Source organism: Komagataeibacter sp. FNDCR2, assembly GCF_021295395.1.
Classification (GTDB): domain Bacteria; phylum Pseudomonadota; class Alphaproteobacteria; order Acetobacterales; family Acetobacteraceae; genus Komagataeibacter.
In genome coordinates this window covers 2,035,949-2,058,911 of the sequence record NZ_JAIWOU010000001.1, presented here as the reverse complement: position 1 = coordinate 2,058,911, position 22,963 = coordinate 2,035,949, and the positions used below count along the sequence as shown (strand labels likewise).

At 66.7% G+C, this 22,963-nt stretch carries 22 protein-coding genes and 1 tRNA gene; 9 read left to right on the top strand and 14 right to left on the bottom strand.

Annotated elements, in window-relative coordinates:
• Window positions 1-48 precede the first annotated feature (48 nt).
• From LDL28_RS09790 to LDL28_RS09775, 4 genes are all read right to left on the bottom strand, one after another.
• Entirely contained in the window at window positions 49-2,283 is a 2,235-nt protein-coding gene (locus LDL28_RS09790; protein ID WP_233058374.1) for an FUSC family protein, read from the bottom strand.
• Between the two features lie 138 nt (window positions 2,284-2,421).
• Window positions 2,422-2,952, bottom strand: a complete 531-nt coding sequence (locus LDL28_RS09785; RefSeq protein ID WP_233058373.1) for an adenine phosphoribosyltransferase — start codon at window positions 2,950-2,952, stop codon at window positions 2,422-2,424.
• Between the two features lie 185 nt (window positions 2,953-3,137).
• Window positions 3,138-4,445: a multidrug effflux MFS transporter gene (locus tag LDL28_RS09780; RefSeq protein WP_233058372.1), complete on the bottom strand. Its 1,308-nt coding sequence runs from the start codon at window positions 4,443-4,445 to the stop codon at window positions 3,138-3,140.
• 96 nt (window positions 4,446-4,541) lie between these two features.
• Window positions 4,542-5,225 (bottom strand): TVP38/TMEM64 family protein, encoded by a 684-nt coding sequence (locus LDL28_RS09775; protein ID WP_233058371.1) that lies wholly within the window; start codon window positions 5,223-5,225, stop codon window positions 4,542-4,544.
• A gap of 86 nt (window positions 5,226-5,311) precedes the next feature.
• On the opposite strand from LDL28_RS09775, the gene LDL28_RS09770 reads away from it, so the two are divergent.
• Window positions 5,312-6,412: a COX15/CtaA family protein gene (locus LDL28_RS09770; RefSeq protein ID WP_233058370.1), complete on the top strand. Its 1,101-nt coding sequence runs from the start codon at window positions 5,312-5,314 to the stop codon at window positions 6,410-6,412.
• 351 nt (window positions 6,413-6,763) lie between these two features.
• Entirely contained in the window at window positions 6,764-7,357 is a 594-nt protein-coding gene (locus LDL28_RS09765) for a hypothetical protein (protein ID WP_233058369.1), read from the top strand.
• 49 nt (window positions 7,358-7,406) lie between these two features.
• Here LDL28_RS09765 and hemH read toward each other — a convergent pair whose 3' ends face one another.
• The 3 genes from hemH to mutY all read right to left on the bottom strand — a co-directional run bounded on the left by hemH (window position 7,407) and on the right by mutY (window position 9,930).
• Entirely contained in the window at window positions 7,407-8,495 is a 1,089-nt protein-coding gene (gene hemH / locus LDL28_RS09760) for a ferrochelatase (protein WP_233058368.1), read from the bottom strand.
• Window positions 8,496-8,575: 80 nt separating this feature from the next.
• Window positions 8,576-8,698 carry a hypothetical protein gene (locus tag LDL28_RS15610; protein WP_255663128.1) on the bottom strand — a complete coding sequence of 41 codons (123 nt, stop codon included), beginning with the start codon at window positions 8,696-8,698 and terminating at the stop codon, window positions 8,576-8,578.
• A 56-nt stretch (window positions 8,699-8,754) separates the two neighbouring features.
• Window positions 8,755-9,930: an A/G-specific adenine glycosylase gene (mutY, locus tag LDL28_RS09755; RefSeq protein WP_255663127.1), complete on the bottom strand. Its 1,176-nt coding sequence runs from the start codon at window positions 9,928-9,930 to the stop codon at window positions 8,755-8,757.
• Between mutY and LDL28_RS09750 the strand changes: the two genes are divergently transcribed.
• Together LDL28_RS09750 and LDL28_RS09745 are read left to right on the top strand one after the other, a co-directional pair.
• Window positions 9,845-10,351 carry a DUF721 domain-containing protein gene (locus LDL28_RS09750; protein WP_233058366.1) on the top strand — a complete coding sequence of 169 codons (507 nt, stop codon included), beginning with the start codon at window positions 9,845-9,847 and terminating at the stop codon, window positions 10,349-10,351. The genes mutY and LDL28_RS09750 overlap by 86 nt on opposite strands.
• Window positions 10,352-10,539: 188 nt before the next feature.
• Complete coding sequence (locus tag LDL28_RS09745; protein WP_233058365.1) at window positions 10,540-10,869, top strand: hypothetical protein; 330 nt, start codon at window positions 10,540-10,542, stop codon at window positions 10,867-10,869.
• Here the strand turns inward: LDL28_RS09745 and LDL28_RS09740 are convergent.
• Genes LDL28_RS09740 through LDL28_RS09730 form a run of 3 tightly spaced genes read right to left on the bottom strand, consistent with a single transcriptional unit; the run spans window position 10,866 to window position 12,708 of the window.
• Entirely contained in the window at window positions 10,866-11,504 is a 639-nt protein-coding gene (locus LDL28_RS09740; protein WP_233058364.1) for a phosphoribosylanthranilate isomerase, read from the bottom strand. The two genes, LDL28_RS09745 and LDL28_RS09740, sit on opposite strands and share 4 nt — an antisense overlap.
• Window positions 11,505-11,528: 24 nt before the next feature.
• Window positions 11,529-12,236 (bottom strand): orotidine-5'-phosphate decarboxylase, encoded by a 708-nt coding sequence (gene pyrF / locus LDL28_RS09735; protein WP_233058363.1) that lies wholly within the window; start codon window positions 12,234-12,236, stop codon window positions 11,529-11,531.
• Window positions 12,237-12,276: 40 nt separating this feature from the next.
• A complete protein-coding gene (locus LDL28_RS09730) occupies window positions 12,277-12,708 on the bottom strand; it encodes a LapA family protein (protein WP_233058362.1) in 432 nt (143 codons plus the stop codon).
• Window positions 12,709-12,850: 142 nt separating this feature from the next.
• Between LDL28_RS09730 and LDL28_RS09725 the strand changes: the two genes are divergently transcribed.
• The 4 genes from LDL28_RS09725 (at window position 12,851) to LDL28_RS09710 (ending at window position 16,343) form a co-directional block, all read left to right on the top strand.
• A complete protein-coding gene (locus tag LDL28_RS09725) occupies window positions 12,851-13,138 on the top strand; it encodes a hypothetical protein (RefSeq protein WP_233059259.1) in 288 nt (95 codons plus the stop codon).
• A gap of 73 nt (window positions 13,139-13,211) precedes the next feature.
• Window positions 13,212-14,618 (top strand): M20/M25/M40 family metallo-hydrolase, encoded by a 1,407-nt coding sequence (locus LDL28_RS09720; RefSeq protein ID WP_233058361.1) that lies wholly within the window; start codon window positions 13,212-13,214, stop codon window positions 14,616-14,618.
• Window positions 14,611-15,600: a 4-hydroxythreonine-4-phosphate dehydrogenase PdxA gene (pdxA, locus tag LDL28_RS09715; protein ID WP_233058360.1), complete on the top strand. Its 990-nt coding sequence runs from the start codon at window positions 14,611-14,613 to the stop codon at window positions 15,598-15,600. The genes LDL28_RS09720 and pdxA overlap by 8 nt, the downstream gene beginning before the upstream one ends.
• Window positions 15,597-16,343, top strand: coding sequence for a pyridoxine 5'-phosphate synthase (locus LDL28_RS09710; protein WP_233058359.1), 747 nt, complete (start codon window positions 15,597-15,599; stop codon window positions 16,341-16,343). Before pdxA ends, LDL28_RS09710 begins: the two co-directional genes overlap by 4 nt.
• A 12-nt stretch (window positions 16,344-16,355) precedes the next feature.
• Here the strand turns inward: LDL28_RS09710 and tldD are convergent, their stop codons facing one another.
• Window positions 16,356-17,819 (bottom strand): metalloprotease TldD, encoded by a 1,464-nt coding sequence (gene tldD / locus LDL28_RS09705; RefSeq protein ID WP_233058358.1) that lies wholly within the window; start codon window positions 17,817-17,819, stop codon window positions 16,356-16,358.
• Window positions 17,820-18,367: 548 nt separating this feature from the next.
• On the opposite strand from tldD, the gene treF reads away from it, so the two are divergent.
• On the top strand, window positions 18,368-21,130 hold the full coding sequence (gene treF / locus LDL28_RS09700) for an alpha,alpha-trehalase TreF (RefSeq protein ID WP_370636382.1): 2,763 nt from the start codon (window positions 18,368-18,370) through the stop codon (window positions 21,128-21,130).
• Window positions 21,131-21,236: 106 nt separating this feature from the next.
• On the opposite strand, the gene LDL28_RS09695 is transcribed toward treF, so the two are convergent.
• From LDL28_RS09695 to LDL28_RS09685, 3 genes are all read right to left on the bottom strand, one after another.
• Entirely contained in the window at window positions 21,237-22,019 is a 783-nt protein-coding gene (locus LDL28_RS09695) for a polyprenol monophosphomannose synthase (RefSeq protein ID WP_233058357.1), read from the bottom strand.
• A gap of 182 nt (window positions 22,020-22,201) precedes the next feature.
• Window positions 22,202-22,278 (bottom strand) — tRNA-Pro (locus LDL28_RS09690).
• Window positions 22,279-22,334: 56 nt separating this feature from the next.
• Window positions 22,335-22,919: a TIGR00730 family Rossman fold protein gene (locus LDL28_RS09685; RefSeq protein WP_233058356.1), complete on the bottom strand. Its 585-nt coding sequence runs from the start codon at window positions 22,917-22,919 to the stop codon at window positions 22,335-22,337.
• Window positions 22,920-22,963 lie beyond the last annotated feature (44 nt).

The window sequence follows — 22,963 nt, the reverse complement described above, 5'->3', positions numbered from 1 at the left end:
GGGCGGCTCCTTTTTTCATGTCCCTTCCAACAGGATCCGGTGACCCGTTCAGGCCATGACCGGATCGAGATAGGGGCTGGAGGCGTCGAAGAATTTCTGGTTGTGATCCAGTTCGTAGGAAATCACGTACATACAGACCAGCGCACTGTCGATTTCCAGCCGCACGCCCAGATTATCCGCCTGCCACGCCATCTGCTGGAGGTGGACGATGGCGAATTTGGCCGAACGCGCGGTCCGCCCGTAATGGCCGCCATAGCGCCCGCTGAACTGCGCCATGCGCCCCATCATGTCACTCACCACGCGCTGAGCCTCGGGCGGAAGCAGATGCCGCTCAAGAATCGCGCGCAGGCGGATCACGTTCAGCCCGATCGTCATGGCCGACAGGATCCCCTGCAGGTAGGCGTCGATGATCGTGTCGGGCGTGTTCTCCGCATCCGTCAGCAGGCGGACAAAACGGTCCACATTATGCTCGACCACATATAGCGTGGTGGGTAGCGTGCGGGCGCGCGCGACGTAGCGCAGCCCGCGCAGGATGCCGGTGCGCATCTGCCAGCGCATGTCGTTCGTATCGAAGGGCAGCACCAGCCGGAACGCCCACATCGCGTACCACAGCCCGAGGACCAGCGGCATCGCGGTGTTGAAAAAGGTTATTTCATCCAGCCGGCTCTGGTTGCCCGGCCCGAGCAGGATGGGCAGGAACAGGTTGTAGGACACCGCCCCCAGCACCAGCACGGGATAGGCGAAGGCCAGCCCCCCCGCCAGCATGGGCAGGAACATGCACAGGGCCATGATTTCATAAGTGGTCGGCTCCGCCAGCCGCCACAGCACGAGCACCCCCGCCATGACCGAGGCCACGATCGCGCCGCCCAGGAAGGCGCGCGTGGCCAGCGCCGGTTTTTCCAGCGTGGAGAACAGGCTGCACACGATGGAGACGAACATCATGAACGTCAGCCCCGCCGACCATGACGTGGTGACCCATATGACGCCAGAACCGAAAATCGTGACCGAGGCCCGCAGGCTGTTGGTGAAGGCCTGCTGCCAGTCGCGGAAGGTCTTGAGCCGGTAATGGAAGTGGTCGTGCAGCAGCGGGTTGCGGCTGGCGTCGAACTGGATCAGCGCCTGTTCCAGTTCATCGAGCATCTTGCCCAGCGCGTAATTGAGCATGCGCTGCTGCGAAAGCATCTGCGCCAGTTGCGGGTCGGTGGGCAGGCTGCCGGGACGGCCCATTTCCTCATCAAGGGAATCGGCCACGCTCTGGCGGCAGGCGGCCTGTAACGCGGCCAGGCGGGACAGGACGGGGGCGATGTCGTCACTGGCCCCGAGCTGCGGGGCCATGTCCTTGAGAAAGGCCTGCACCTTGCTCGATGTCGCCTTGAAGGCGGCGCCCGCCATGCCGCCCGGCCCGTTCATGAGTGCCGCCAGATCCAGCCCGCGTGAAAGCAGCATCGCCACCCGCGCAAGGGCCGCGCGGGCATGGTCGCCTTCATGCCCGCGCTTCGCGCCCATCTCGACTTCGGCAAACTCGATCTGGTCGCTCAGTGTGGTGATGTTGGCGAAGACGCCGCGCGCCTTGCGCAGGACCTGCATGTCTCCCGCCAGCAGGGAGGCAAGCGTCTGCGCCGCGCCGTCGATCGCGATCAGGAAGTTATGGCCAAGGCGGTCCTGCGCCCGCTCCTGCAACCGGAACTGGAACAGGGAGGAAACGGTGGTTTCCAGCACGATCCCCAGCACGATATAGGTCGCGCGCGCCATGGCCGTCATGAAGATGTGCTGGGGGTCGGCAATCCCGTCGAGCGAGATGATAGCGTAGGTGAAGCCACTCGCCCGCATGCCGTGGATACGGTAGTTGGTCATGGTGGCGGGGCCGGGCAGCAACGTGCCGATGAAGCAGAAGGCCCCGATCCCCCCGGCCAGCAGCAGGATGAACATGATGGGCGCCTGCGGAAAGGCCGCCACCAGCATCACGGCGCAGATCGTACCCACCACCATGCCGAACAGATGCCATCGCGCCTTGGCCACGCTCTTGCCGCGCGTGCCCTGTGCGACCATCCATACCGTCAGCGCCGCCCATTGCGGGCTGCCCAGTTCCCACCACAGGGCAATGCCCAGCGCGATGAGGGAGGTGATGGTGGTGCGCAGCGCATAGCCGAACGTGAAAATGCCGGGTGCGTACAGCCAGCGCAGGTGGTCCTGCCGTGGGGCGGAGCCCGGTGGCCACAGGCGCGTGAAGAAAGCGCGGATATGATCCTGAAAACGGATCAGGGAAAGCTCACGATCTTTCATCCCGGCATTCAGCCTCCCCTGTCCAGACACGATCCATGCGTAATGTTGTACAGCATACCGGCTGTACGAACAGGCCGACAGCCGAATGCCCGCATGGAAGGAAGCCTGTGCCGCATACCGCGAATACCCGGCCCGGTACTATCCGTCGTAGGAGACGAGGGTTCTGACCGGGATGTCCAGCCGTGCGCGGCCGCCCAGATCCGTCAGTTCGATCAGGGTCGCGGCCCCCACCACATCGGCGCCCACCTTGCGCAGCAGCGACACGGACGCCACCAGCGTGCCGCCCGTGGCCAGCAGGTCATCCATCACCACCACGCGCTGGCCGGGCTGGATCGCATCGGCCTGGATGTGCAGCGAATCGGAACCGTATTCCAGATCGTAGCTGTGGGCCACGGTCTCACCGGGCAGTTTGCCGGGCTTGCGCAGCATGACCAGGCCGCAGCCAAGGCGACTGGCCAGCGGCGCCGCCGTCAGGAACCCGCGCGATTCGATGGCGGCCAGAACATCCGGCGCCCAGGGCGCGACAGCCGCGGCAAGGCGGCCCATGGCGATCTGCCAGGCGTCGGCGTTCCGCATCAGGGTCGAAATGTCGTAGAACAGGATACCGGGCTTGGGAAAATCCGGGATGTTACGGATGTATTGTTTCAGGTCGATCTTGGCGGTCGTCATGATCGGTGCGCAGTCCCCGTTGCGTGGTCATACCAAATCCGGGACATGCGTGCCCCGTTCACGAAAATGTCGCCCTGTGGACGGCTCCCCGCTGTAGCCGCCACGCGCCGGGGGGACAAGCCCACCCGCGACGGTTCCATGAGCTTTGGACCCTGACCCGCGACCGGGTGGCGTGATGGAAGATTTTATTCCTGCGTCTCCACACCCGCGCCCACACCAGCGCCCAGACCGGGCCGGGCCGGGCGCAGCAGCACCATGATCATCATGATCGCGGCCCCCATCAGCATCACGCCCGCCATGGGAATGGGCGAATTGGCGGGCAGCATGCCCACGAACGCCCCGGCAACCGCGCCCAGCACGTATTGCAGCGTTCCCACGAAGGCCGAGGCACTGCCCGCAAAGCGCGGATGGTCCGCCAGCGCCCCCACCGTCGCGTTGGGACCGATGATGCCGGTGGTGCCCAGCGAGACCATCATGGCCAGGATCAGGCAGCCCAGCATCCATAATGGCGGGTGGCCGCCATGCTGCGTGGCGAAGGCGATGACGATGGCCACCACGGTCGTGGCGATGGTGCCCAGCACCGCAACCCCCACCGAGATGCCCAGGATGCGGGCCGCGTCGATCCGCCCCACCAGCACGCCGTTAAGCTGCGAGGCCCCGATCATGCACACGGCGAACACGCCGAACATCATGCCGAAATGCGCGGGTGAAAGCCCGAACTGGTTGATGAACACCGAAGGGGCGGCCGAAAGATAGGTAAACGACATGAAGCACGAGAAACCCGCGATCATCGCATGGGTGATGAACCCGCGGTCACGCGCCAGCATCACGTAGCGGCTGAACAGGGTCACGGGGGAAAATTCGCTGCGGTTCGCGGGCTGCAGCGTCTCGGGCAGGACGCGCCAGATCAGGCCGATACAGATCAGCCCGTACACCGCCGAGGCCCAGAAGATCGACCGCCACGACGCGATCGACAGCACCATGCCCCCCAGCGTGGGGGCCAGGATGGGCACGACACCCATCACCAGCACCAGACGCGACATGAGACGGGCGGATTCATTGCCATGCGACATGTCGCGCACGCACGCGCTGGGAATGATGAGACTGGCGGACGCACCGACCGACGCGATCAGGCGGAACAACGAAAAGGTGGGGATGTCGCGCGCCATCGCGCAGCCGACAGACGCCAGCGTATAAACGATGGTACCCGCCAGCATGGGCAGGCGGCGCCCGAACCTGTCCGATAGCGGCCCCATGGTGATCTGCCCGATCGCCAGCCCGACGAACCAGACCGCCAGCGTCATCTGCGCGGAACCGGCGCGGCCATGCAGCGTGGTTTCCAGTTCCGGGAAGGCAGGCAGGTATATGTCGGTGGAGACGGGCCCGACCGCAGTCAGGAACCCGAGCAGGATCGCGATCCAGCCCATGGGGCGGACAGTCGATTCCGGCGCGGGGGTTTCTGCTGACCGGCCCGCCATTGCGGATGACCCCATGAGGCACTCCAGTATTGAAAGGATTGTCCGGACTACTAGACCAGCAGTCTCGTGCTTTTCACCATCTAATTACGGCATTTCTGCAATTCGTTATCCCTATACCCGTCCAGCGCGCATCCGCCGCATGAGCCATAGCCCCACCAGCGCGGACAGGCCGAACAGCACGGCCGCCACCCCGAACCGGCCCGTACCCCCCAGCCGCATGCCCGTCCCCACCAGCACGAACACGATGGTCTGGGGCAGGCTGCCCAGCACGGTCGCAAGCCCGAAGGGCACAACCCGCACCCCCAGCATGCCAGATGCCAGGTTAAGCAAAAGTGCGGAGCCAACCGGCATGAGCCGCAGCATCAGCACCGAGGCGAAGGGCGCCTTGCCCACCACCCCCTCCAGCCGCGCCATGGTGGCGCCCAGCCGTGCCGGCATGCGCCCGCGCCCCGCCCAGCGCCCCCAGCCATAACCGCACAGGCAGCCCGCCACCGTGGCCACCGTGGCCAGCGCGCAGCCCGCCCCGATTCCATAGGCCGCGCCCGCCGTGAAGCACATGGCCTGCCGTGGCAGGCCGAACGCACAGTACACGCTGGCCCCCAGCACGAAAAGCACGACGCCCCGCGCCCCGGAATGCAGCGCCGGGCCCACCGTAAGCATATGCCGCACCCCCGGCAGGTGGCTCGCGACCACGGCCAGCACCACAAAGCCCAGCAGCAGCAGGGCAGGCCGCAGGAGCACGCGCGGGCTGGCCCCGGATGGCGGCAGGGGCGGTACGGCGTGCGGTAATGTCATGCGTGCGTCCCGTCCGGTGGCAATATATGTTCTCCCGCGCCTAGCATCGCCTTGCGGCGGACCGCAAGGGCGGTCTAAATTCGATTATGTCCGCATATCCTTCCCACGGCTCCCTGCTGGGCCGCACGCCGCCTTCCGCGCAGGAGCTGCGCAACAGGAAGCGCGTTTCCACGTGGCTGTTCGCAATCTGCTTCATGCTTGTGGGCATGATCGCACTGGGCGGCTACACGCGCCTGACCGGCTCGGGCCTGTCCATCATGGACTGGCGGCCCATCACCGGCATGATCCCGCCCCTGAGCCATGCCGAATGGGAACGGCAGTTCGCGCTGTACAAAACCATTCCGCAATACAAGATCCTGCATGACGGTTTCGGCCTGTCAGGGTTCCAGCAGATTTTCTGGGCGGAATGGACGCACCGGTTCTGGGGGCGGCTCATGGGCATGGTGCTGCTGGTGCCGCTGGTGTGGTTTTCCATCACCGGGGCGCTGAGCCGGGGGCTCATGGCGCGGCTGGTCCTGTTTTTCGTGCTGGGGGGGCTACAGGGGGCGATCGGATGGTTCATGGTGGCGTCGGGCTTCAACCCTGACAGCACCGCCGTGGCCCCGGTGCGGCTGGTGCTGCACCTGTGCTGCGCCTTCGCGCTCTATATCGCCATTTTGTGGACGGCCCTGTCCGTCCGCACGCCGCGCCCCGTCTTCATTCCCGCCACGCGTGAAGTGGTGCGCATCCACCGCCTGGTATGGACCATCTGCCTGCTGGTGGGCATTACGGTCATCGCGGGCGGATTTACCGCGGGCACCCATGCGGGTTTTTCCTACAATACCTTCCCGCTCATGGATGGTCACCTGATTCCGCGCGGCTATGCGCGGCTGCACCCGTTCTGGCTGAACTGGTTCCAGAACATTCCGGCCATCCAGTTCGACCACCGCCTGCTGGCGACCACCACGGCGCTGCTGATCGGCCTGACCATCGTGCTGGGGCTGCGCACGCCCAATCTGGGCAAGGACGTGCATGACGCGCTGGCGGTCATGGGGTGGCTGGTGCTTTTGCAGTACGCGCTGGGTATCACCACCTTGCTGCTGGTGGTGCCGGTCTGGGCGGGCACGGTGCACCAGACCTGCGCCGCGCTGGTCCTGACCGCCGCCATCGTCACCCTGCACCGCCTGCGCGGTGTGGGGCGCCCCTGAACCCCGCCTTTTTTTGAAAAAGGCGGCACCCGGAAACTTTTGTCAATTCCCCATCAAACAGCTTCCGATGCCGGACCGGCGGGGCGATCCCCCCGCCTGCGTGGTTTTTTGCATGTTCCGGGGGCCTGTTTACCTGCGCCCCCCTGCGAAGCGCGCCGCAGATACCCATATGCGCATCGGAAGCAGGACCGGCACATTCCCTGCCATGCAGGCTGGTCCCTGCCCGCGTGCCGGGTTCCTGGTGCTTCGGATCCCGCGTTATGGGCAAAGTCGGGCGGCATGGCGTGCGGCGTCTTTCCCGAACGGATTATTTTCTGCGATAAACCTTATTCAGACATGCAGGAATGGAACATGCACAAGCTGAAACATGTGGTGACGGGGGTAATTCTGGCGGTAGCCACATGTGGCCCGCTGGCGGTGGATGCCTATGCCGGACCCCATGGCGGCCCCGGTGGCGGCGGATGGGGCGGCGGCGGACATGGCGGCGGTGGCTGGGGCGGTGGCCCACGTGGTGGAGGCTGGCGCGGCGGTGGCGGCTGGCATGGCGGCGGCCCGGGCTGGCGGGGTGGCGGCGGCCGCTGGGGCGGTGGCTGGCGGCCCGTGCGCTGGGGTGGCGGCTGGGGATGGGGTGGCTACTACCCCGGCTATATGGGCTGGGGATATCCGTGGGGTGGATGGGGCGGCTGGGGCTGGGGCTGGGCCGGAGCGGCCATGGGGGCTTCCATGGGGGCCGCCGTTGCCGGGGCCAGCTACCAGGCGGCACCCGAAATCTATAACGCGACAGGCAATTCCGCGCCGGAGGATGACACGGTTTATGACCGCGACCTCTCCACGCTCTTCGCCAGTCCGCCCGCCACCCCGCAGGCACCGCCGCCCCAGCCGCCCAAATCCTGCCCCGGCGGACAGGTCTATAATGACCTGACCGAAAGCTGTGACCGGCCGTAAGGCTCCGGCCCGACCCGCCCGCCGTAACGCGGTGGGGCCTCGCGGCGGGTCAGGCCGGGCGCGCCGGGGCTGTGGCTGAGGGCACGGGCGCGGCCCCACCGTGTGGCCGCGCCAGCCAGCCCGCCAGTTCCCCCCGCACGAGGGTTTCAAGCAGGTCGATACTGTCGGGCGAATTGTTCAGGCACGGAATCAACGCCAGTTCCGCGCCACCTGCCCGGAGAAAGCCCGCGCGGGATTCGTTGCCGATTTCGTCAAGTGTTTCGATACAGTCGGCGATGAAGCCCGGCGTGATCACGGCAATCCGGGTCACGCCCCGTGCGGGCAGCGACTCGATAAACGGCGCGGTATAGGGCTCCAGCCATTTGGCGGGGCCAAAACGTGACTGGAACGTCAGCGGCATCATCTGCGCGTCATATCCCATGGCGCGGCGCAGGGCGACGATGGTACGTTCGCATTCCGCCGCATAGGAATCACCCTTTTCCACATAGACCCTGGGCAGCCCGTGGAAGGACGCCACGATCATCTGCGGCGTGAAATCCAGTGTCCCGAGATGAGAGGTGATGGAGCGCGCAAGCGCGGCGATATAGGCCGGATGATCCGCGAACGGGGGCAGCGTGCGTATGGCGGGCTGGTTGCGCATGCGCATGAGCGCACGAAACGCCTGGTCGTTGGCCGTGGCCGTGGTCGTGGCGCTGTACTGCGGGTAAAGCGGGGCCAGCAGGATACGGTCGCATCCCTGCTCCACCAGTTCATGCAGGGCCTGCCGGATGGAGGGACTGCCATAGCGCATGCCCCACGCCACGGGCACGCCATCCGTGGCCAGCCGCCGGGCCAGTTGCGTGGCCTGATCGCGGGTATAGGTGCGCAGGGGGCTTTCATCGCGGTCATGATGCCAGATGCGATGATACGCGGCGCCCGACTTGCGGGGGCGGAACGTCAGCACCGGACCATACAGGATCGGCTTCCAGATCAGGGGACTGGCTTCGATAATGCGCCGGTCCGACAGGAATTCCGCCAGATAGCGCCGGACCGCGCCATAGCCGGTGCCGTCCGGCGTGCCCAGGTTGCTGAGCAGCACGCCGGTCCGCCCGGGCGCCGCATCCGCTCCGGACGCGCGGTGTATGGTAATGAAGGTCATGAAACGGCTGCTACAGGAAGCCGCGCGCGGATGCAAAGAAACAGCGCGGGGCCACCCGTTCGCCCGCTACATGCCGGGTGCTAGCGCCGGGCGCGCACCCGCACCGGCTGTGCCGCCGGGGCCCGCATACGCAGGCCGTACGCCATGCCGACAAAACCCAGCAGGGCAACAACAGGGGCAAGCATCTGGACTAAAGTGAGCATCACGGGCCCTTTCCTGATCGGACGGGTACCAGTCAACAGCGCGTATCCCGCCCGCGTCAATCAAAAACATTGCCGCTGCGCGCCAGGGCCATGCATTTACGCATGAGCGACGGCAGGGCCACGGCCGCGCCCCCGGCATAATGGATCATGCCGTCTTCCCCCACCATGCTGTTGGGAAAGGCCGGTATGCGGGCGGCATAGATATCGGCCAGCAGCGTGAAATGGGTGAAAACATGCTTCACCCGCCCCGCCCGGTGCCATTCAACCCGCTGCCGGGGCGCTTTGGGCGCATGGACCAGCGCGTCCGCCTTCGCCCATGGCGTATCACGCCACAGCGGTCCGGGCAGCCCCATCATGCCGCCGAGCAGTCCCTTTTCAGGGCGGCGGACCAGCAGCATGCCGCCCGCGGCGTCCACCATGCAGAAATGCGCGCCGTACCGGATGGGCCGCGCCGCCTTTGCCGCGCGACGCGGCAGCGTGGCCGCGATTCCCTGCCGTTGCCCCGCGCAGGCCCCACGCCACGGACACAGCGCGCAGGCAGGCGTGCGCGGGGTGCAGATCCCCGCGCCGAGGTCGAACAGCGCCTGCGCGAAGTCGGAGGGGCGGGCCCGGGCCGGGGCGTCGCCATTCAGGGTTTCGGCCTGTCGGGTAATGGCCTTGCGCGCGCCGGGCAGCGGGTCGGTCATGGCGAACAGGCGCGCCGTCACGCGCTCCACATTCCCGTCCACCGGCACCACCGCGCGCCCGAAGGCGATGGCCGCGATGGCGGCGGCGGTATAGGGACCGATTCCCGGCAGTTCCCGCAGCCCTTCCACCGTATCGGGAAACCGGCCGCCCCGCGCGGCCACAACCTGCGCGCAGGCATGCAGGTTCCGTGCCCGCGCGTAGTACCCAAGCCCCGCCCACAGCGCCATGACCCGGTCCTGCGGGGCACGGGCCAGCGCCGTCACATCGGGAAAGGCATCCACAAACCGCTCGAAATAGGGTATGACCGCCGTAACGGTGGTCTGCTGCAACATGATCTCGCTCAGCCACACCCGATAGGGGTCGGCGTCCTGGCCCGGCAGGGCGCGCCATGGCAGGGTGCGGCGATGCCGGTCATACCAGCGCAACAGATCGGCGGAAGAAGGTAACACGGAACCGTTTATGACGAACCCGCCCCCGCGCAGCAAGCAAAAGAAAGCCGCCGCCCCGGCGGACCCACCGCCGCGCGCGTACCGGCCACGCAGCATGGCGGCACTCCTGCCCCATATCAGCACCCCGGTCTTTCGCAGGTATTCCCCCGCCGCCGTGCAGGTCATGTCGGACTGGCCCGATATTGTCGGCCCGCACCTGGCGGCCCTGACCGTGCCGCGCAGGCTGTCCGCGGGCACCCTGACGGTGGCGTGTTCGGGGCCGGTGGCGATGGAGCTGCAGCACCTTGCTCCCGCCGTGATCGCGCGCATCAACACCACATGCGGACAGGGCGTGGTCAAGCGCCTGAAGATGGTGCAGGATCTGACGACCGTCACGCCCCGCCCGGCCACGCAGCCACGACCACGCACGGCTCCCGCCCCGCTACAGATTGACGACATGCCCGATGGCCCGCTGAAGGACGCGCTGGGCCGCCTTGGCGGCTGGCTGAACGCGGCGCGCGGCTCCCGGTCCAGATAGGGCACAAGGACCGGGCGTTAACCCCCGGTCCACCGTCGCCTGTTACATTGCTGCCGGTTCATGCCATGAAAACGCCGCATCCCCGGCCTTAGCTGCGCGCCCTGGAAACGGTACGTGGACGAGACTGGATATCCGGCCCCCGCGCACCAATATCGGACATCAGGATGTCATGAAAAGGAACGGACCCGATGCGTAAATTGGCCCTTCTGCTGGCCGTATCCGTGGGACTGGCCGGCATTCTGCCCGCACCCTCCGCCTATGCGTGGCGTGGGGGCGGATGGGGTGGTGGCTGGCATGGCGGCGGCTGGCGCGGCGGTTGGGGCTGGGGTGGCTTTGGCATGGGCATGGCGGCGGGAACGGCGCTGGGCGTGGCCATGTCGCCCTATCGCTACCGGCCCTATGGCTATGGTTACGGCTATGGATATCCCTATCCCGGCTATGCGCCGCCCTATCCGGTTTATGCCTACCCGCCGCCGCCGCCCCCACCACCGCCGGCCTATTACGGCTATTACCGCTAGGGGACGGTAGATGGCGCACGGGCCGCGCGCACGAAGGCATGGATCAGTTCGGGTGACTTGACGCCCGGCGCGGATTCCACCCCGGACGATACATCCACCGCGCGCGCGCCGCTCTGCCCTATGGCGGTACGCACGTTATCGGGGGTCAGGCCACCCGCCAGCAGCCATGGCGCGGGGGCGTGCCACCGGGCGGTCAATGTCCAGTCAAAGGCATGGGCATTCCCGCCGGGGCGATCGGAACCGGCGGGCGCGCGGGATTCAATCACCATCGCATCCACGCCACAGCCTGCGGGCAGGTCGGCCCGGCTGGAAATGCCCGTGGCCAGCCAGACCGGCAGGCCGAACTGTTCACGGATCGCCATGGCGCGGGGCGCTTCATCATAAATCTGCACGCCGTGGAGCGGCACATGGTCCAGCACATGCCGGATTTCATCATCCGTCGGGCGGACAAACAGGCCAATACGCCGTGGGCCATCTGCAGGCATGCCACGTGCCAGCCTGCCCGCCGCTTCCGCCGTGACATGGCGGGGCGAGCGGTCAAAAAACACGAACCCGACCCAGTCGGCCCCCGCCGCGCAGGCGGCATCCAGCCCGGCTTCATCACGAAGGCCGCATATCTTGACCTTAACCGGCATGGGGCTGCGTCCCTCCACCCCGGTTCAGGCCGACAGTTCAGCCGCGATGGCCGCCGCCGCCGCCGCCGGATCGGGCGCGCGGGTGATGGGGCGGCCCACCACGATCCAGTCAGCACCCGCGTCACGCGCCTGCGCCGGGGTCATGACGCGTTTCTGGTCCCCCACCGCACTGCCCGCCGGGCGGATGCCGGGCACGACAAGCACCGGCTTTTCCCCCAGCTCCTGCCGCAACGGCGCGATCTCGTGCGAGGAACAGATCAGCCCGTCCGCCCCCGCCGCAACGGCCAGTCGCCCCAGACGCACCACCTGCGCCGCGACACTGCCCTCAACCCCGGTTTCATGCAGGGCCGGGGCATCCATGCTGGTCAGCACGGTCACGGCCAGCAGCAGGGGGCGCGCGCCCTCGGGAAAGGTTTCGTCCACCGCCGCGCGGGCGGCGGCGATCATCGCACGCCCACCGGCGGCATGGATGGTCAGCATGGCGGGCCGCAGGGCCGCCAGACTGCCAATGGCCGAGGCGACGGTGTTGGGGATATCATGCAGTTTCAGGTCAAGGAACAGCGGCGCGTCGCCCGCCGCCGCGCGCACGGCGTCCAGCCCCCGGGCATAGGTGAACTCCAGCCCCAGCTTGACCGCCCCGGCGGCCCCCATGGTGTCCTGCCGCCACTGCGCGGCCTGCGCCGTATCCTTGGTATCGAGGGCGACAATCAGGCGGGTGGACCGTCCACGCATCGGCGGTAACTCCGGGCAGGCTATGAAATGACAGGGGAAATCAGGAAACCGGCCGCTCGGGCGGCTGCGGCGCTTCCGGCGTGGCCGGTGGCGTTTCGGGCACGCCCGCCGATGGTGATGGCGCGGGCGGCGTTGCAACCTCCGCCGCGTAGGCCTTCAGCATGGGTGAACCGGCCGGGGCCGATGTCAGGCCGGGGGCGCGGGGGGCCACCGTGTCATCCGCCGGCATGCGCGCGCGCAGGGTGCGCAGTTCCTGCTCGGCCCGGCGGGCGCGGCGCATCTGCCGCAACACCACGATCCATGCGCTGGCCGATCCCGTGGCATAGAACAGCGCCGCCACCAGCAGCGCCAGAACACCGGGCGATGATGTCCATTTCCACTGCAACCATGACAGTTCCACTGGCGCCTGATTGCAGGCCGCGAAAATAATCAGCGCCACGATCACGGGCAGGGTAATGACAAGACGTATCATGATCCTGCTTCCCTACCGCCAACAGTGGGGGCAGGCAAGGAAATCAATTCATCGGGGGTGCCGCTTGATCGGGCGCGACAGCCGTGGTTGCCTGCGTTATCGGGGTGTGAGCGGCCCCTGCGACCGCAACGGGAGCGAAACAATGGGCAAGGTTGTCATTTTTCGTACGACGGCGCGCCGCGATGAATCCTGGGCGGTGGTGGCCCGCACCGGGACCGGCACATGCATCGCCAGCATCTACCCCACCCGCGCCGGGGCCGAGGCCGACTGCGAATGGCGCGGCAGGCAGGTTGCCGCCTATCGCGGCTTTCTCGAACGCAACGACATACCCGTTCCCCATTACAGCATCCGCCCCTACCGGCGCGCGGACCTGCCGCGCGCATGGCGGCCGCTGCCCGCGCTGGGGTTCCTGCATGGGCAGTGCCGATAGCAGGGATGAGTTGCTTTTGATCCCGTGACAGGCAAAATCGCGGCCCTGGCCGCCGACTGTAAACGGAGATTCCATGACCGACACGCCTTCCGCCCTTTCTCCCGTTCTGGAACAGGCGGACCATGCCCTTGACGCGGCGCTTGAACGGCTGTTCGCGTTCCTGCGCATACCCAGCATTTCCACCCAGCCCGAACACGCGGTCGATTGCCGCTGCGCGGCCCAGTGGCTGCGTGATGAGCTGGACAGCCTCGGCTTTGACGCCCGGCTGTGCGAGACGCCGGGCCTCCCCATCGTGGTCGCCCATGACCGCACGCCGCCCGCGGGGCCGCATGTGCTGTTCTATGGCCATTACGACGTGCAGCCCGTCGATCCGCTGTCGCTGTGGAAAACCGGGCCGTTCGAACCCGTTCTGGTCACGGGCAAGGATGGCGTGCGGCACATCGTCGCGCGCGGGGCATCGGATGACAAGGGTCAGGTCATGACCTTCATCGAGGCTCTGCGCGCCATCCGCGCCACACAGGGCACGCTGCCGGTCCGTGTCTCGCTGCTGATTGAAGGGGAGGAGGAATGTGGCGGCCCCAATCTCCTGCCCTTCATGGAGGAGCACCATGAGGAACTGCGCGCCGATGTCGGGCTGATCTGCGATACCGCGATGCTGCCCGGCGTGCCCGCCATCACCACCATGCTGCGCGGCATGGTGGGGGAGGAAATCCACCTGCGCTGCGCCGATCGTGACCTGCATTCCGGCATTTACGGCAATGCCGCGCGCAACCCGGTGGAGTTGCTGTGCCACGCGCTCGCCTCCATCCGCGATGCGCAAAGCGGGCGCGTGACACTGCCCGGCTTCTACGCGGGCGTGCAGGAGCCGCCCGCGCCGCTGCGCGCGCGCTGGGCCGGGATCGCCCCTGATAACGCGACCTTCCTGGGGGAAGTCGGGCTTTCGGTCGCGGCGGGGGAGGCAGGCTACACCGCCATCGAACAGACATGGTGCCGCCCTAGCTTCGAGATCAACGGCATATCCGGCGGTTACGCCGATGAGGGATTCAAGACCGTACTGCCGGGCGAGGCCGTGGCCAAGGTCTCGTTCCGGCTGGTGGCGGGGCAGGATCCCATCCGTATCCGGCAGGCCTTCTGCGCGCGCGTGCGCGACATGCTGCCGGAAGACTGCACCGTAACCTTCACGCCCTGTGGCGGGTCGATGGCCTGCACCGTGCCCGAGGGCACGTTCGGCCTGCAACCCGCCCTTGCGGCGCTGGGGGCGGAATGGGGCACGCCCGCCGTGACCATAGGCTGCGGCGGATCGATTCCCGTGGCGGGCGACATGCAGCGCATACTGGGCATGTCGGCGCTGCTGGTGGGTTTCGCGCTGGATGATGACCGCGCCCATTCCCCCAACGAGAAATATGACCTGACCTCCTTTCACAAGGGGATCCGGTCGTGGATCCGCATCCTGCATGCCATGGCGGCCCCCCATGCGTGAACCCCCGCGCCCGCTGGCCCTGACCATGGGCGACCCCGCCGGGATCGGGCCGGAAATCACGGCGGGCGCGTGGCGGGCGCTGCGCCACGGGGGGGAACATTTCGTGGTAATCGGGGATGCGCCGACCATTCACCAGCACGACGTGCCCGTGCGCGAGATCGACACCATCGCGCAGGCTGCGGAGGTTTTCGGCCGGGCGGTGCCCGTGCTGCCGGTCCCGCTGGAAGTCCCGCCCCGCCCCGGCCAGCCGGACAGCCGCAACGCCGGCGCCATTACCGCCAGCATCGCGCGCGCGGTGGAACTGGCCCGCAACGGCCAGGCGGCGGGCGTGGTGACCTGCCCCATCAGCAAGATCGTGCTGAAAAAGGCGGGGTTCGCCTATCCCGGCCATACGGAATACCTCGCCGCGCTGTGCAATGTGCCGGGGCGCGAGGTGATGATGCTGGCCTGCCCGGAACTGCGGGTGGTGCCCGTCACCATCCATGTGGGCCTGCGCCGGGCGCTTGATGAACTGGACACCGACCGCATCATCGCCGCCACCCGCACGACCTATGCCGCCCTGCGCCGGGATTTCGGCATTGCGTCCCCCCGCATGGCCATTGCGGGGCTGAACCCGCATGCGGGGGAAGGCGGCACCATGGGCACGGAGGAACAGACCATCATCCAGCCCGCCATCGAGGCCCTGCGCGCGGATGGCATGGACGTAAGCGGCCCCTGGCCGCCCGACACCATGTTCACCCCCGCCGCCCGGGCGCGTTACGATGTGGCGATGTGCATGTATCACGATCAGGCGCTGATCCCGCTCAAGACCATCGACATGACGCAGGGCGTCAACGCCACGCTGGGGCTGCCCATCATCCGCACGTCACCCGATCACGGCACCGCGTTCGACATCGCGGGCCGGGGGCTGGCCGATCCTTCCAGCCTTGTCGCGGCGCTGCACATGGCCACACGGATGGCCGAACACAGGAACAGGTCATGAGCGCATCTTCTCCCGCCCCGATCCGGCTGGGCGTGAATATCGACCATGTCGCCACGGTGCGTAACGCACGCGGCGGCTCCCATCCCGATCCGGTCCGGGCCGCCCTGCTGGCGCAGGATGCGGGTGCGGATGGCATTACCGCCCACCTGCGCGAGGACCGCCGCCATATCCGTGACGCCGACCTGGAACGCCTGCGCGCCGAACTGGCGATTCCGCTGAACATGGAAATGGCCGCGACGGAGGAAATGACCGCCATCGCTACCCGCCTGCGCCCGCATGCGTGCTGCCTGGTGCCCGAACGGCGGCAGGAAGTCACGACCGAGGGCGGACTGGACGTTCACGGACAGGCGCAGGCCCTCGCCCCCCGTATCACCCGCCTGCGCGACGCGGGCATCCGTGTCTCGCTCTTCATCGACCCCGATGTGGTACAGATTGAAATGGCGGCCCGGCTGGGGGCGGCGGTGGTGGAACTGCATACCGGCGCTTACGCCGATGCGGCGGATGATACGGCCCACGCCACCGAACTGGGCCGCCTGACCACGGGCGCCGCCCATGCCGCGCGGTGCGGGCTGGAGGTCCATGCGGGCCACGGGCTGAGCTACGCCAATGTCGCGCCGGTCGCGGCGCTGCCGCAGGTCATGGAACTCAATATCGGGCATTTCCTGATCGGGCAGGCCATTTTCGACGGCCTGCCCGCCGTGATCCGCCACATGAAGGCGCTGATGCGCGCCGCGCGCGCCTGACGCGCCGGGGGGTCAGGACCCGCCGGTTCCCCCCACGGTCAGGCCGGTCATTTTCAGGGTCGGCTGGCCCACGCCCACCGGCACGCCCTGCCCCGCCTTGCCACAGGTGCCGATGCCGGGGTCAAGGGCGGGTTCGCCCCCGATCATGGTGACCCGGGTCATGGCGTCCGCGCCATTGCCGATCAGGGTGGCGCCACGCACGGGCGCGGTGATGCGGCCATCCTCGATCAGGTAGGCTTCCGACGCCGCGAACACGAATTTGCCCGAGGTGATGTCCACCTGCCCACCCCCGAAATTGACGGCGTACAGCCCGCGCTTCGTGCTGCGGATCATGTCGTCGGTGGTGGCGTCGCCCCCCAGCATGATGGTGTTGGTCATGCGCGGCATGGGCGCGTGGGCATAGGACTGCCTGCGCCCGTTGCCCGTGGGGGCCACGCCCATAAGCCGGGCATTGAGCCGGTCCTGCAGGTAGCCGGTCAGGATCCCGTCCTCGATCATGACGGTGCGGCCGGTGGGGGTGCCTTCATCATCGATGGTCAGGCTGCCACGGCGCCCGGGCAGGGAGCCGTCATCCACCACCGTCACGCCGGGGGCGGCCACGCGCTGCCCCATGAGCCCGGCGAAAGCCGATGTGCCCTTACGGTTGAAATCCCCTTCCAGCCCATGGCCCACGGCTTCGTGCAGCAGGATGCCGGGCCAGCCCGCGCCCAGCACCACCTCCATCTCGCCCGCGGGGGCCGGGCGGGCGTCCAGGTTGACCAGCGCCATGCGCAGCGCCTCGTCCACGGCGCCTTTCCATGCCTCGGGGGCCAGCAGGCGGGAATAGGAATAACGGCCACCCAGCCCGTGGCCACCGCTTTCACGCCGTCCGTCCTGTTCCACCACGACCGATACGTTCATGCGCACCAGCGGGCGGATATCGGCCATGCGCTGCCCGTCGGGCCGCAGGATCTGCACCGCCTGCCACTCCGCCGAGAGGGAAGCCATGACCTGCACCACGCGCGGATCGCGCCCGCGCGCATAGGAATCCAGTTCGGACAGCATCGCCGCGCGGGTGGCGAACGCCCCTTCCCCCAGCGGGTTGATGTCGGGATACAGGTGGTGATTGGTCGCGCGCGGCCCCGCCGCCAGCGTACCCGTGCGGCCGGAACGGATCTGGGTTACGGTCTCGGCAGCGCGGCGGATCGCGCTTTCGCTGATTTCATCGGAATGGGCGAAGCCGGTTTCCGTCTCCAGCACGGCGCGCAGGCCGAAGCCTGAAGACGTGTCGAAGGTGGCGGAACGGATCACGCCCTCATCGAGGGAAATGACCTCGCTTTCCCGATATTCCAGAAAAAGCTCGCCATCATCCATCCCTTCCAGCGCCTGCTGGACAAGGCGTTCGGCATCCGGGCGGCCAAGGCGGGAACCGGCGCGCTCGAAAAACAGGGCATCGGTTGCGGCCAGCGGGGAAAGACCCTGAAGGGATGAGGGCATGAAACGGAAACTCCGGTTGGCGGAACATAAAAACACGAACGCTCGGGCCGCGCAGGCCGGGAGGGGCCCCGGTAGCATAACCGGATTCACCCCCATGGGAAAGTTGGGGCGCGTTCATGACAGATGCGATGCCGGGAAATGAACTTCCTTTCATTTGGGCTGTTTCCCTTTGTGATAGGGATGAAAGATAGAACAGTGTACAAAGATTGGACTTCCATTGTTCGGAGAAACGGCGTCTCGTGAGAATTTCCCTCCTGTGCGATTCAACTCTGTCCCGCTCTTTTTCCCGGCAGGCCGGATTACTTGTCATCGGTCTTCTCTGCGCGGGTACGCCCGCGCTGGGCCAGACAGAAACGGAATCCGCCACATCACAGACCCTTCCCCCGCAGCCTCCCGCTGCCGTCCCGTCCGCGCCCACCGGCACGGAACGGACAGCAGCGGCACCTCCTGCGCCGGAACCGACAGGCAGCCCGGTAGCTGAACCGGCGGCGCGGACCGACCAGCCCGACTCGGTGCCCAAGCCTGAACCGCTTTCAGGGAGCGGAACCATGCCGCCTGCACCACAGACCCCGACACCTGTGACACCACCGGACCAGAACCCGAACCCCGTGATGCCGGGCCCCGTTCCCCCTGCCCTTCCGGCCGGGACCACCGCCGGTGGAAGCACGGCCACGCCCCCCGCCCCCACCCCGGCCCCAACTCCGGCACCGGCACCGGCACCCGTCAGCGCCCCCCCCGCGTCCGCGCCAGCCCCCACGGCACAGACCGCTACGCCGCCCGCCGCCGTAGCGCCCACGCCCGATGGCGCGGAGCCTGCCGCCCCCATTCCGGCCGCGCCCCCCCAGACGACCAGCCCGCAGAGCCCGCAGAGCCCGCAGAGCCCGCAGAGCCCGCAGAGCCCGCAGAGCCCGCAGAGCCCGCAGAGCCCGCAGAGCCCGCAGACAGCGGCGCACGCGGATGGCGCGACGTCAACAAGCGCCCCCCCCGCTCCCCCGGCGGCTGAGGCCCGGTCACCCGCCCCCGGGGCGTCACTGGCTGGGGCGTCACTGGCTCCGGCGCAGGATCTGCGCCCGCCATCGATCGCGCTGGACGGCCTGTTCCAGGCCATTGGCGAGGCGCATATCTACACCGACGCCAAGACCGCCGCCGACGCCATACCCGATGAAGCCCCGACGGACCTGCTGGCGGAGTACAAGCTGGCCCGGCTGCGCCCGGACTTCTCGCTTCAGGATTTCGTGGCGCAGCACTTCACCCTGCCTGAACGCAAGACCGTATCCTACCAGCGCAGCCCCGATGAAAATGTGCGCGATTACATCAACGGCATGTGGGAAGTGCTGAGCCGCCCCCCTGATACGCAGGTGGCCTATTCCTCGCTTCTGGCGCTGCCCTATACCTATGTCGTGCCCGGCGGGCGCTTCAGTGAGCTGTATTACTGGGACAGCTACTTCACCATGATCGGGCTGTACGAAAACCAGAAGATCGACCTCATGCGCGACATGGTGCGCGACATGGCCTCGATGATCGACCGGTACGGCCATATCCCCAATGGCAGCCGGACCTATTACCTCAGCCGTTCGCAGGTGCCGTTCTTCTCGCTTATGGTGGACCTGCTGGCCATGCATGACGGGCAGGTGGCCTATCTCACCTTCCTGCCCGAACTGCAGGCGGAATATGACTACTGGATGGACGGGCAGGACTCCGTACCGCCGGGGGGCGCCTACCGCCATGTGGTGCGCCTGCCCGACGGTACGCTCATGAACCGCCACTGGGATGACCGCGACACCCCGCGTGACGAGAGCTACCCGCAGGATATCGCCACCGCCGCGCATTCCGACCGCCCGAAGGAAGACGTCTATCGCGACCTGCGCGCCGGGTCGGAAACGGGGTGGGATTTTTCATCGCGCTGGCTGGCCGATGGCCATACCCTGTCCACCATCCACACCACCGAACTGCTGACGGTGGAACTCAACAGCCTGATCCCGCACCTGCAGCAGACACTGGCCCATGCCTATGACCTGAAGGGCAACAAGGAAAACGCCACCCTCTATGCCCGCCTGGCGCAGGAACGCATCGACGCGCTGCACCGCTTCCTGTGGGATGAACGGCGCGCCGCCTTCATCGATTATGACTGGAAGAAGGGGGAATCGACCTCCATCCTGTCCGGGGCCACGGTCATGCCGCTGTTCCTGCAGATGGCCACGCCGGAACAGGCCAAGGCCGTATCGGAAACCGTGCGCAAGAACCTGCTCAAGATAGGCGGCCTGATCGCCACCGAACGCACCAGCGGGCAGCAGTGGGATTCCCCCAACGGCTGGGCGCCGCTGCAATGGATGGCGGTCAAGGGCTTCAACCAGTACGGCTATGACACACTGGCAAGCGACATCGCGGCGCGGTGGATGGGCCGCGTGATCGGCACCTATGAAAAATCCGGCGTGCTGCTGGAAAAATATGATGTGGTCAATCCCTATATCAGCCCCAAGGGCGGCAAGGGTGGCGGGGAATACCCCATGCAGATCGGGTTCGGCTGGACCAATGGCACGCTGCTGGGCCTTATGAACCGTTACCCGCAGAATACGCGCGTGGTGCTTGACCGTAACCCGGCGGCTGACCAGCCATCGCCCCAGCCGCTGCCGCCCATGAACGCCTATGGCGTGCAGAGCGATGCCGATACCCTGAGCCGCTATACCCAGCCTTCCGTCACGCTGACGCCACTTCCCGTGGCGCCGACCCCGGCCCTGCCGCAGATGTCCACCGTGGGGGCCAGCGCCCCGTCATCGCCCACCCTGGTGCCGCCTGCAGCCCAACCGCAGCCCGCCGCCCCGGCCAGCGCCAATACCGATGCCAGCGCCAGTACGCCGCAGCCTGCGAACAATACCCCGGACGGACAGCAGGCACCTGCATCGCCACAGCCACAATCTCAGCCACAGTCAACGTCCCCAGCACCCACCGAGACGGCAGCGCCGCCTGTCCCGGCCCCGGCCGATACTCCGGCCCCGGTGAACGGCACGGTGGCCCCTGCTTCCGCGCCGCAGCCGATTCCCGCGGCGCAGCCCGGCACATCGGCCCCCGCCACACCGGAGCCCGCCGCTACGCCTGCACCAGCACCAGCACCAGACAAGGCATCTGCGTCCTCCCCCGCCCCGGCAACCGGGCAGGAAGGTGGCCCATCGACCGATAATAATACGGCGCCATCCCCTCCGGCGGTACCGAAAGAGGCGGCACCCACCGCTCAGCCTGCCGGGAACGGTAAACCTGTGCCGGATGCAGCGGGTACGGCTGTGCCGGAATCAAAAACTGAAAATAAACAATAAAAGTTCTTGGGTGCCGCCTTTTTGAAAAAAGGCGGCGTTACCTGAAGCTTTTTGAAAAAAGCTTCACCAAAAACTCTCTTAATTTTCTTAAATCATAGGTCGGGTCTTATTTGTGCCCAGCCCGCTTCTTCCGTGCCCGCAGGTTGTGGGAAATCATCTGGGCGAACTGGAACAGCACCTTCTTGCCCATCTTGCTTTCACCCGCCTGACGGGTACGGAAGATAAAGGGCAGTTCGATAATTCTGGGGGGCGTCTTCTGGACCATCAGCATATCTAGCAGAATCTTGAATCCCCTTCCCGACAGCTTGTGGACGGATTTTACAAACAGGTCGCGGCGAACGGCAAAGAACCCGCTCATCGGGTCGGTGATCCGCACGGGCAGGAAATACTGCGCGATCCTTATGCCCGCATTTGACAGCAGCAGCCGCCACGCATTGGCCAGTCCGCTATTGTCGCCACCTTCCACATGCCTGCTACCGACCGCGACATCGTAACCTTCCACGGTTATGGCGTCGGCCATGCGTTCCAGCAGGCTTTCATCATGCTGCATGTCCCCGTCCATCACCGCGACAACCGGGGCGGAGGAAGACAGGATCCCCTCGATCACGGCGGAGGACAGCCCACGCCGGCCAACACGCACGATACCGCGCACCCGGCTATCCGCCCGCGCCAGACGCCAGACCTCATCTATCGTGCCATCGGGCGAATTGTCATCGACGAAGATGAGTTCCCACGTATAGCGCGTCACCGCCGCGGCCACCGCGCGGAACAGCGGCTCGATATTGCCACGCTCATTATAGCACGGAATGATGATACTCAGTTCCGGCCCCGGCCGGGGCGCGCACCGGGCATGCATGTCATTATGCGCGGGTGCGACGGCAACTTGCATGATCGGTAAGGTCCCGGGAGTTCACAGAACGGAGGAGAATATGGCGGGCAACCATCCGGCCCGACCGCACCTCATATGAGGCGATTGGGGATAAAATATTTCACCACCGACCGCAACCTCCGGGGCGCAGGACGCCCTGAACCAGACAGGCCGGCCACCCTGCGGTGACCGGCCTGCAAAACTGGTCGGAGTGAGAGGATTCGAACCTCCGGCCCCTGCGTCCCGAACACAGTGCTCTACCAGGCTGAGCTACACTCCGTTGCAGGCGGCTATACAAGCCCATGCCTTTTTACGCAAGGGGATAGATGAAAAGTTTTACAGCGTTGCCACCGTGTCGCGCGCGCTCGCCTGCGCGGGCAATGCCGCCAGGGTCGCCATCAGTGTCTGGACATCGGGCATCACTTCAAACAGGTCACGCGCCGTGGGGGCGGCGAAACCATCCGTAATGCAGGCATCGACCATGGCCAGCAGCGCATCCGCCCAGCCCGCGATGTTGACGATATAGATCGGCTTGTCATGCTGGCGCAGTTGCCGCCAGGTCATGATCTCGATCGTCTCGTCAAACGTACCCAGCCCGCCCGGCATGACCACGAAGGCGTCGGACGCGGCGAACATGAGCGCCTTGCGGTCATGCATGCTTTCGGTCACGGTCAGGTCGGTCACCCCTTCATGCATGATCTCACGGTCATGCAGGAAGGACGGAATGACCCCTGTAACCGTGCCGCCAGCGGCCAGCGTCGCATCCGCCACGGCCCCCATGAGCCCGACATGGCCCCCGCCATAAACCAGCCTTACGCCAGCCTGCCCCAGTGCTGTGCCCAGTTTGCGGGCCTCGGCCGCGTATTCCGGTCGCACCCCGAAGCGCGAACCACAAAAAACGGCAACGGATGAAATCTGCATCTATCCAGCTCAGCTCCCCACGGAAAATATCAGTCAGTCAATCT

Bases quoted from the DNA above. Each gene is read 5' to 3' on its own strand.
- pdxA (WP_233058360.1), top strand. From the start codon at position 14,611: ATGCGTGAACCCCCGCGCCCGCTGGCCCTGACCATGGGCGACCCCGCC.
- LDL28_RS15610 (WP_255663128.1), bottom strand. From the start codon at position 8,698: ATGCTCACTTTAGTCCAGATGCTTGCCCCTGTTGTTGCCCTGCTGGGT.
- LDL28_RS09780 (WP_233058372.1), bottom strand. From the start codon at position 4,445: ATGGGGTCATCCGCAATGGCGGGCCGGTCAGCAGAAACCCCCGCGCCG.
- LDL28_RS09730 (WP_233058362.1), bottom strand. From the start codon at position 12,708: ATGATACGTCTTGTCATTACCCTGCCCGTGATCGTGGCGCTGATTATT.
- LDL28_RS09765 (WP_233058369.1), top strand. From the start codon at position 6,764: ATGCACAAGCTGAAACATGTGGTGACGGGGGTAATTCTGGCGGTAGCC.
- LDL28_RS09740 (WP_233058364.1), bottom strand. From the start codon at position 11,504: ATGCCGGTTAAGGTCAAGATATGCGGCCTTCGTGATGAAGCCGGGCTG.
- LDL28_RS09750 (WP_233058366.1), top strand. From the start codon at position 9,845: ATGACGAACCCGCCCCCGCGCAGCAAGCAAAAGAAAGCCGCCGCCCCG.
- LDL28_RS09775 (WP_233058371.1), bottom strand. From the start codon at position 5,225: ATGACATTACCGCACGCCGTACCGCCCCTGCCGCCATCCGGGGCCAGC.
- LDL28_RS09770 (WP_233058370.1), top strand. From the start codon at position 5,312: ATGTCCGCATATCCTTCCCACGGCTCCCTGCTGGGCCGCACGCCGCCT.
- LDL28_RS09685 (WP_233058356.1), bottom strand. From the start codon at position 22,919: ATGCAGATTTCATCCGTTGCCGTTTTTTGTGGTTCGCGCTTCGGGGTG.
- pyrF (WP_233058363.1), bottom strand. From the start codon at position 12,236: ATGCGTGGACGGTCCACCCGCCTGATTGTCGCCCTCGATACCAAGGAT.
- LDL28_RS09790 (WP_233058374.1), bottom strand. From the start codon at position 2,283: ATGAAAGATCGTGAGCTTTCCCTGATCCGTTTTCAGGATCATATCCGC.
- LDL28_RS09710 (WP_233058359.1), top strand. From the start codon at position 15,597: ATGAGCGCATCTTCTCCCGCCCCGATCCGGCTGGGCGTGAATATCGAC.
- LDL28_RS09785 (WP_233058373.1), bottom strand. From the start codon at position 2,952: ATGACGACCGCCAAGATCGACCTGAAACAATACATCCGTAACATCCCG.
- LDL28_RS09720 (WP_233058361.1), top strand. From the start codon at position 13,212: ATGACCGACACGCCTTCCGCCCTTTCTCCCGTTCTGGAACAGGCGGAC.
- LDL28_RS09725 (WP_233059259.1), top strand. From the start codon at position 12,851: ATGGGCAAGGTTGTCATTTTTCGTACGACGGCGCGCCGCGATGAATCC.
- tldD (WP_233058358.1), bottom strand. From the start codon at position 17,819: ATGCCCTCATCCCTTCAGGGTCTTTCCCCGCTGGCCGCAACCGATGCC.
- treF (WP_370636382.1), top strand. From the start codon at position 18,368: ATGCCGCCTGCACCACAGACCCCGACACCTGTGACACCACCGGACCAG.
- LDL28_RS09695 (WP_233058357.1), bottom strand. From the start codon at position 22,019: ATGCAAGTTGCCGTCGCACCCGCGCATAATGACATGCATGCCCGGTGC.
- LDL28_RS09745 (WP_233058365.1), top strand. From the start codon at position 10,540: ATGCGTAAATTGGCCCTTCTGCTGGCCGTATCCGTGGGACTGGCCGGC.
- hemH (WP_233058368.1), bottom strand. From the start codon at position 8,495: ATGACCTTCATTACCATACACCGCGCGTCCGGAGCGGATGCGGCGCCC.
- mutY (WP_255663127.1), bottom strand. From the start codon at position 9,930: ATGCTGCGTGGCCGGTACGCGCGCGGCGGTGGGTCCGCCGGGGCGGCG.